Origin of the sequence: Actinomadura sp. 6K520 (assembly GCF_004349245.1) — a bacterium.
Lineage (GTDB): Bacteria > Actinomycetota > Actinomycetes > Streptosporangiales > Streptosporangiaceae > Spirillospora.
In genome coordinates this window covers 1-8,172 of the sequence record NZ_SMLC01000249.1, presented here as the reverse complement: position 1 = coordinate 8,172, position 8,172 = coordinate 1, and the positions used below count along the sequence as shown (strand labels likewise).

At 69.1% G+C, this 8,172-nt stretch carries 7 protein-coding genes and 1 pseudogene; all 8 read right to left on the bottom strand.

The window, feature by feature from the left end:
• A pseudogene (locus E1289_RS34700) lies at window positions 1-379 on the bottom strand (transcriptional regulator); the annotation flags it as partial.
• A gap of 115 nt (window positions 380-494) precedes the next feature.
• A complete protein-coding gene (locus tag E1289_RS34695) occupies window positions 495-1,424 on the bottom strand; it encodes an FKBP-type peptidyl-prolyl cis-trans isomerase (RefSeq protein ID WP_131987932.1) in 930 nt (309 codons plus the stop codon).
• 118 nt (window positions 1,425-1,542) lie between these two features.
• On the bottom strand, window positions 1,543-2,901 hold the full coding sequence (gene pafA / locus E1289_RS34690) for a Pup--protein ligase (protein ID WP_131956632.1): 1,359 nt from the start codon (window positions 2,899-2,901) through the stop codon (window positions 1,543-1,545).
• A 179-nt stretch (window positions 2,902-3,080) separates the two neighbouring features.
• The gene (prcA, locus tag E1289_RS34685) at window positions 3,081-3,851 is read right to left on the bottom strand and encodes a proteasome subunit alpha (RefSeq protein ID WP_131987936.1); all 771 of its coding nucleotides are present in this window, start codon (window positions 3,849-3,851) and stop codon (window positions 3,081-3,083) included.
• 21 nt (window positions 3,852-3,872) lie between these two features.
• Window positions 3,873-4,661: a proteasome subunit beta gene (gene prcB, locus E1289_RS34680; protein WP_131987930.1), complete on the bottom strand. Its 789-nt coding sequence runs from the start codon at window positions 4,659-4,661 to the stop codon at window positions 3,873-3,875.
• Between the two features lie 210 nt (window positions 4,662-4,871).
• Window positions 4,872-5,786 carry an endonuclease VII domain-containing protein gene (locus E1289_RS34675; RefSeq protein ID WP_131987928.1) on the bottom strand — a complete coding sequence of 305 codons (915 nt, stop codon included), beginning with the start codon at window positions 5,784-5,786 and terminating at the stop codon, window positions 4,872-4,874.
• Between the two features lie 311 nt (window positions 5,787-6,097).
• Window positions 6,098-6,307 (bottom strand): ubiquitin-like protein Pup, encoded by a 210-nt coding sequence (locus tag E1289_RS34670; protein WP_131987926.1) that lies wholly within the window; start codon window positions 6,305-6,307, stop codon window positions 6,098-6,100.
• 283 nt (window positions 6,308-6,590) lie between these two features.
• Window positions 6,591-8,108, bottom strand: coding sequence for a depupylase/deamidase Dop (dop, locus tag E1289_RS34665; RefSeq protein ID WP_207929342.1), 1,518 nt, complete (start codon window positions 8,106-8,108; stop codon window positions 6,591-6,593).
• Between the last annotated feature and the right edge of the window lie 64 nt (window positions 8,109-8,172).

The following is an 8,172-nucleotide window of genomic DNA, read 5'->3' as shown; positions in this document are numbered from 1 at the left end:
GGTGCGGGACGCGCCGCCGCGCCGCGTCCCGCACCTCCACGTCCAGGCCCGCCGTCTCCGCCGCCTCCGCCAGCAGCCCGGCCGCCGTCCGGTAGTCACGCGCCGGCACCGACACGCCCCGCTCCCCCGGCGACCGCCGGTACACCTTCGCCGGACGCCCCGCGCCCGGCCCCGAACGCCCCGTGAGCCGCCTGCTGCCCGCCTCCAGCAGCCCCGCGTCCACCAGCCTGTCCAGATGGAACGCCGCCAGCGTCCGCGCGACCCCCGCCGCCTCCGCCGCCTCGTTGCGCCCCACCTCGCGGCCCTGCGCCGCCACGAACTCGTACAGCCGCCGCCGCACCGGATCCTGCAGCAGCGCGATCGCGTCGATGTCCTCCACCCCGCCATTCTAAGAACAACGAGGGTACGACTTAGAACGACGCGCCGGACCCGCCCGCCCAGCCGGGCACCCGCCAGCGCGGCACCGTCAGCACGGCACCCTCAGCACCGCACCGTCAGTGGGCGCCCAGGAGGTCCACCACGAACACCAGCGTGTCGCTCCCCTTGATCCCGAACTGCGCCAGGCCCTTCTGCCCGTACCCCAGCGACGGAGGCACCACCAGCAGCACGCGGCTCCCCACCCGCTGCCCCACCAGGCCCTGGTCCCAGCCCTTCATCACCTGGCCGGTCCCGATCGTCACCGCCGCCGGATGCCCCTCCGACCACGACGAGTTGAACGCCTTCCCGTCACGCCAGAAATACCCCGCGTACTGCAACGCCAGCAGCTGGCCCTTCCGCACCGCAGGGCCACCGCCCCGCACCAGCGTCCGCACCTGCAGCCTCCGCGGCGCCGCCGCACGCGGCACCGTCACCCGCGGCACCTGCCCCGCCGACGCCTCCGCCACCTTCGGCAGCCCCGGCTCGTCCAGCGGAGCCTCCCGCTCCCCGCGCGGCCCCGCCGCCTTCGCGTACACCGCCCGCACGTCCAGCACGTACACCAGCGTGTCGTCCCCGCCCACCTGATGCTTCGGATCGCCCTTCTCACCGAAGCCCTCCTTCGGCGGGATCCGCGCCACCACACGCGACCCCGGACGCGCACCCTCCAGCGCCTTCGTCAGCCCCGGCACCAGCTGCCCCGTCGGGAACGCCCCCGGACTCCCCTTCGAATAACTGCTCGCCAGCAGCTTCCGCCCGGAGTCACTCCACCGGTAGCCCACATAGTCGGCCACCACCAGATCACCCTTGCGGGCCGCCGACCCCTCGCCCTCCTTCAGCGTCTCCACCGCGAACGACTCCCCCGGGCCGCCCTTCGGGAACTCCACCTCGGGCAGCTGCCCGAAATCGCCCCGCACCGTCACGTCCGGCCCGCCGCCGCCCCAGCACCCCGACAGGGCGAACGGCGCGGCGAGCACGACGACCAGGAGCAGCAACCGGACACGACGCATACGAGGGTCCTCCGCGGGGGTGAGCGCTACTGCGCGCTCACCCTACCGCCCAAGTGACCCACCGGTAGGCCGAGGTCGCACAACACGACCGGCCCGGCCGCAGCAGCCGGCCGCCGGCTCACATCCCCGCGATCAGCTTGTCCACCCGCTCGTCCACCGACCGGAACGGATCCTTGCACAGCACCGTCCGCTGCGCCTGATCGTTCAACTTCAGATGGACCCAGTCCACCGTGAAATCACGCCGCTTCTCCTGCGCCTTCCGGATGAACTCACCCCGCAGCCGCGCCCGCGTCGTCTGCGGCGGCACCGACTTCGCCTCGAAGATGTCCAGATCCCGCGTGACCCGGTCCACCGCCCCGCGCTTCTCCAGCAGGTAGTACAGACCCCGCTCACGATGCACATCGTGATACGTCAGATCCAGCTGCGCCACACGCGGCGACGACAGCGGCAGATCGTACTTCCGCCGGTACCGCTCGATCAGCTTGTACTTCGTCACCCAGTCGATCTCACGCTCGACCAGATCCAGATCACCCGTCTCCACCGCCCGCAGCGTCCGCTCCCACAGCTCCAGCACCCGCTTCGCCGTCGCGTCCCCGCCGCGCGCGTCCACGAAATCGCGCGCCTTCCCGAAGTACTCCTGCTGGATCTCCAGCGAACTCGCCTCCCGGCCGTTCGCCAGCCGCACCTTCCGCCGCCCCGTCATGTCATGGCTGACCTCGCGGATCGCCCGGATCGGATTCTCCAGCGTCAGATCACGCATCACCACGCCGGCCTCGATCATCCGCAGCACCAGATCGGTCGCACCGACCTTCAGCAGCATCGTCGTCTCACTCATGTTCGAGTCACCGACGATCACATGCAGCCGCCGGAACCGCTCCGCGTCCGCATGCGGCTCGTCCCGCGTGTTGATGATCGGACGCGACCGCGTCGTCGCCGACGACACACCCTCCCAGATGTGCTCCGCCCGCTGCGACACGCAGTACACCGCCCCGCGCGGCGTCTGCAGCACCTTCCCCGCACCGCTGATGATCTGCCGCGTCACCAGATACGGAATCAGCACATCCGCCAGCCGGCCGAACTCCCCGTGCCGGCCCACCAGATAATTCTCATGGCAGCCGTACGAGTTCCCCGCCGAATCCGTGTTGTTCTTGAACAGATAGATGTCGCCGGCGATGCCCTCCTCGCGCAACCGCCGCTCGGCATCGACCAGCAGACCCTCGAGAATCCGCTCACCGGCCTTGTCATGCGTCACCAGATCGACGACGCTGTCGCACTCCGGCGTCGCGTACTCCGGATGACTCCCCACGTCCAGGTAGAGCCGCGCCCCATTACGCAGGAACACGTTGCTGCTACGACCCCACGACACCACCCTCCGGAACAGATAGCGCGCCACCTCGTCCGGTGACAACCGCCGCTGACCCCGGAAGGTACAGGTGACGCCGTACTCGTTCTCAAGCCCGAAGATGCGCCTGTCCACACCATGACCCTATGCGGCCCGGCCCCAACATGGCAGTCTCTCCGCCCACCGGTTCCCCCGCACCAGGCCCCGCCGCACACGCGACAGGCCCGCCACGGCAGGGGCGGCGACCACCACCCACCACGACGGGCCCGTCCCCGGCCCGGCGCACCGCCACGGCGGCACCCGGACGAGGAGACTCAGTCCTCTTCGGCCCCGGCATCCGACCCGGCGTCCGCGTCGCCGGCATCCGCGCCGGCGGCGCCCTTCCCGCCCGGCTCGCCACCCTCGCTCTCCGCCAGCAGCTCACCGATCCGCGCCGCCGTCAGCCGCTTGAACAGCCGATGCTCACGATTACGGTCCAGCACCGCCACCTCAAGCGACGTCGCCTCCAGGTGCCGGTCCGAATCCTGCGCCTCCAGCGCCCGCACCGCCGTCCGCAGCGCGTCCGACAGCGACGAACCCTCCCGGTACCCGTCCTTCAGCGACTGCGCCACCGCATCGGCCTGGCCGCCCATCGCCACATAGCCGTGCTCGTCCGCCACCGACCCGTCGAACGTCAACCGGTAGATCTGGTCCGTCTCCGCGTCCTCGCCCACCTCCGCGACGACCAGCTCCACCTCGTACGGCTTGTTCGTCTCCGTGAAGATCGTCCCCAGCGACTGCGCGTACACGTTCGCCAGACCCCGCGCCGTCACGTCCCGGCGGTCGTACTGGTACCCGTTGATGTCCGCGTACCGGACGCCCCCGAGCCGCAGATTCTCGAACTCGTTGTACTTCCCCACCGCCGCGAACGCGATCCGGTCATAAATCTCACTGATCTTGTGCAGCGCCCGCGACGGATTGTCCGCCACGAACAGGATGCCGTCGTCGTACTGCAGCACCACGACACTGCGGCCACGCGAAATACCCTTCCGCGCGTAGTCCGCCTTGTCCTTCATCTGCTGTTCGGGCGACACATAGAACGGCATGGACACCGGTCTGGATCCCTTCTATCGCAGCGGGGCGGTCGGACCGCCCGGCGAGTCGTAACGTCCGTCGACGACGGCCTGCGCCAGCGCGCCCACCTCGTCCTCGCCCAGCCGGCGATACCCGTCCGACGTCACCGACGCCACCACGGGGAAGATCCGGCGCGTCAGATCGGGCCCGCCGGTCGCCGAGTCGTCGTCCGCCGCGTCGTACAGCGCCTGGACGCACACCAGCCCCGCGTCCTCCGCCGACAGATCCGGCCGGTACAGCTTCTTCAGCGCACCCCGCGCGAACACCGACCCCGAGCCCACCGAGTGGAAGTCCCGCTCCTCGTACCTGCCCCCCGCCGGGTCGTACGAGAAGATCCGCCCCTCGTCCCGCTCCTCGTCATAGCCCGCGAACAGCGGCACCACCGCCAGCCCCTGCATCGCCATCGCCAGGTTCTGCCGCACCATCGTCGCCAGCCGGTTCGCCTTGCCCTCCACCGACAGCGTCCGGCCCTCGCGCTTCTCATAGTGCTCCAGCTCCACCTGGAACAACCGCACCATCTCGATGCCGATGCCGGCCGTCCCCGCGATCGCGATCGCGGAGAACTCGTCCGCCCGGAACACCTTCTCGATGTCCCGCTGCGCGATCACGTGCCCCGCGGTCGCCCGCCGGTCACCCGCCATCACCACGCCGCCGGGGAAGGTCACCGCGACGATCGTCGTCCCGTGCGGGATGTCGTCCCCCGCCCGCGACGCCGGCGGCGTCCGCCCACCCGGCAGCGCACCCGGCGAGTACGCCCCGAGAAATTCCGTGAACGACGACATGTCCGGGTTCGCAAACAACCCCGGCAGACGCCCGGTATGCGATTCGTGGGACGCCACGCGACTCCCTTCCCTCCACCATGGCGCCGGCTCCCTCACAACCTCCACCGGCGCGGACGAGTACGACCCTACTGTTCAAGGTCGCCCGCGCGCATGCCGCATGATCCCCGGCCAAGTCAGCCCACGGCGAACCGCAGAACGCGTTCCCCGTGCTCACTCCACCCAGACGGGCCCCGTCCGCACCATCCCAAGGTGCGGATTCGCTTTGCGGTGCCGCCCGTCCGCCTCCCGGTAGGCCGCCCAGCCGCCGTGAGACACCTTCGCAGGATCCACGTCCGGGACGGTGAACGACAAGCGCGTCCCACCGCCAAAGGCCGGGACGGACATGACCAGGCCGCCCGTCAGGTAGTCCGCCGCGCGGCGGAGAACGACCGGGTCGTCACGGAGCTGCCCCATCCCGGTGTTGCACCCATGGCACGCGATTCCCCGCACGGCACCGGTCTCATGGTCGTGGTCGACATGCTTCGCCGGGAAGTCGAAACAGACGGCGCAGAGGCCGACCTGCATCCCCAGCATCCAGCCGGCGTCCTCGTCGTTGATCCCGTACTTCTGCCGAAGGTGGTAGTGCCTCGCGGACGCGATCGAGTCCGACCTCTTCCGCCAGTCAGGATCCGAACGCACCCGCTCCGGACCGCCGAAGACCCTGGCGCCGGTTTCGAGTTCCAGCCTCCGCGCGTGCGAGCCGTCCAGTTCCAGGTACTCGGCCGCGAGCCGCAGCCGCTCCGGGTCGTCCTCGAACTGGCCGAGCCCGCCGTTGCACTTGAAGCACAGGATGCGCCGGACGAGCCCCGTCATGTGGTCGTGGTCGACGTGCTTCGCCTCCGACCGGAGGCAGATCACGCAGATGCCGCCCTGCTCGGCGATCATCCGCTCGACCTCTTCCTCGGTCACGCCGTAGCGCAGCTTCAGAAGGTAGTTCCGCTCGCTGCCGTGGTTGCGGCGCCTGGTCTCCAGACTGGCGGCTGAGTGACAGGGACGGCAGTAGGCGGTGAGTCCCGACTTTTCGGCCCGATTCCGTCCGAACTCCTCGACGGACTTGGTCTCCTGGCAGCGAGGGCAGTGCTTCATGCCCGCCGGAACAGCGGACCAACTGCGGTAGGGTCGCGATGCTTTGCCGAGTTTAGCCTGCTTTTTCCGATACGAGCGACCATTCCGCAGACCGAAACAAAGCTTGCAGTAGTACGCGAGCCCGTCCTTGGACGCCTTGGATTTCCAGAACTCTGCGGCGGGCTTGGTCTCGCCGCAGTCCGGACATCTTTTCGAATGCATGAGCGAGACCCTACCGGGCCTCGCTCATGCACTTTTGGCCGTTTTACTTATGTAGAGAACGTCCTGGAATGACGCTCGATCACATTCCGCTTAAAACGGACATACCGGGATCATTCGCCGCCCTTTTGGACGTAGCTGCGTACGAAGTCCTCTGCGTTCTCTTCGAGAACTTCGTCTATTTCGTCCAGAATTGAGTCCACGTCGTCGGTGAGCGCCTCCTGGCGCTCCTGCACGTCCTCGGTGGTCGTGGCCTCGGTCTCCTCGACCTCTTCCGTGCGCCGGGTGGTCTGCTTCTGACCGCCGGTGTCCTTCGTGGCCATCTCGTACCTCCGCTCTGCCGGTCCTTCCGACCCTATCCCCGATCTTCGGCGGTTAGCGGATCTTGAAATCCGTTTCCCCGCCGCCGTGCCCGGGGGGCCGGGGACTTGCTCGGGTTATCGCCGGTCCACCGCCCACTGAAACGGGCATAGCAGTCACGAAACCGAGACCTCGCCCGTCGCTGCAGGTCAGCGGTGCGATAGGACTCGATAGTCACACTATCCAATGGGCAGATGAAAGAGCCCGGACGACACTCGCGCGTCATCCGGGCCCGGCGGGTCCGGGTCAGCTCTGACCGGTCAGGGTGGCCACCAGGTCGGCCGCCGTGCGACAGCGGTCCAGGAGGGGCCCGACGTGCTGCTTGGTGCCGCGCAGGGGCTCCAGGGTGGGGACGCGCTGCAGGGACTCGCGGCCCGGGACGTCGAAGATGACGGAGTCCCAGGAGGCGGCCGCGACGGAGTCGGCGTACTGGCGCAGGCAGCGGCCCCGGAAGTAGGCGCGGGTGTCCTCTGGCGGATCCTCGACGGCGGCCTCGACCTGCGCCTCGGTGACGACGCGTTCGATCCGGCCGCGGGCCACGAGGCGGTTGTAGAGGCCCTTGTCGGGGCGGACGTCGCTGTACTGCAGGTCGACGAGCTGCAGGCGCGGGTGGGACCAGTCGATGTTGTCGCGGCTGCGGTAGCCCTCCAGGAGGGCGAGCTTGGCGACCCAGTCGAGTTCGCGGGAGAGCTGCATGGGGTCCTCGCCGAGGCGGTGCAGGACCGATTCCCAGCGGTCGAGGACGTCCTTGGTCATCTCGTCCACGTCGGCGCCGAAGCGGTCCTCGACGTACTTGCGGGACTGCTCGAGGTACTCCATCTGGAGCTGGACGGCGGTCATCTTGCGGCCGTCGCGGAGCGTGAGCAGGTGCTTGCAGGACGGGTCGTGGGAGATGGCCCGCAGGGCCGCGACGGGCATGTCGACGGAGAGGTCGACGGTGAGGAAGCCGTCCTCGATCATGGCGAGGACGAGCGAGGTGGTGCCGAGCTTGAGGTAGGTGGACAGCTCGGCCATGTTGGCGTCGCCGATGATGACGTGGAGGCGGCGGTACTTCTCGGGGTCGGCGTGGGGTTCGTCGCGCGTGTTGATGATGGGGCGCTTGAGCGTGGTCTCCAGGCCGACCTCGACCTCGAAGAAGTCGGCGCGCTGGCTGATCTGGAAGCCGTCGCCGCGGCCGTCGACGCCGATGCCGACGCGGCCGGCGCCCGCGACGACCTGGCGGGAGACGAAGAAGGGGGTGAGGTGCCGGACGATGTCGGCGAAGGGCGTCTCGCGGCGCATGAGGTAGTTCTCATGGCAGCCGTAGGAGGCGCCCTTGTTGTCGGTGTTGTTCTTGTAGAGCTGGATGGGGTGGGTGCCGGGGACCATGGCGGCGCGCTGTGCGGCGTCGGCCATGACGCGTTCTCCGGCCTTGTCCCAGATGACGGCGTCGCGGGGGTTGGTGCATTCGGGGGCGGAGTATTCGGGGTGGGCGTGGTCGACGTAGAGGCGGGCGCCGTTGGTGAGGATGACGTTGGCGAGGCCGAGGTCTTCGTCGGTGAGCTGGGTGGGGTCGGCGACTTCGCGGGCGAGGTCGAAGCCGCGGGCGTCGCGGAGGGGGTTCTCCTCTTCGAAGTCCCAGCGGGCTCTGCGCGCCCGTGCGGCCGATGCCGCGAGGTAGGCGTTGACGACCTGGGAGGAGGTCACCATCGCGTTGGCCCCTGGCTGCCCGGGTACGGAGATGCCGTACTCGGTCTCGATGCCCATCACCCGCCGAACACTCATATCGTCGAGCCTATCGGGGTGTGCGGGGTGGAGCCATGGGGCCGGGTGTTCGCGGGGGGTGTGG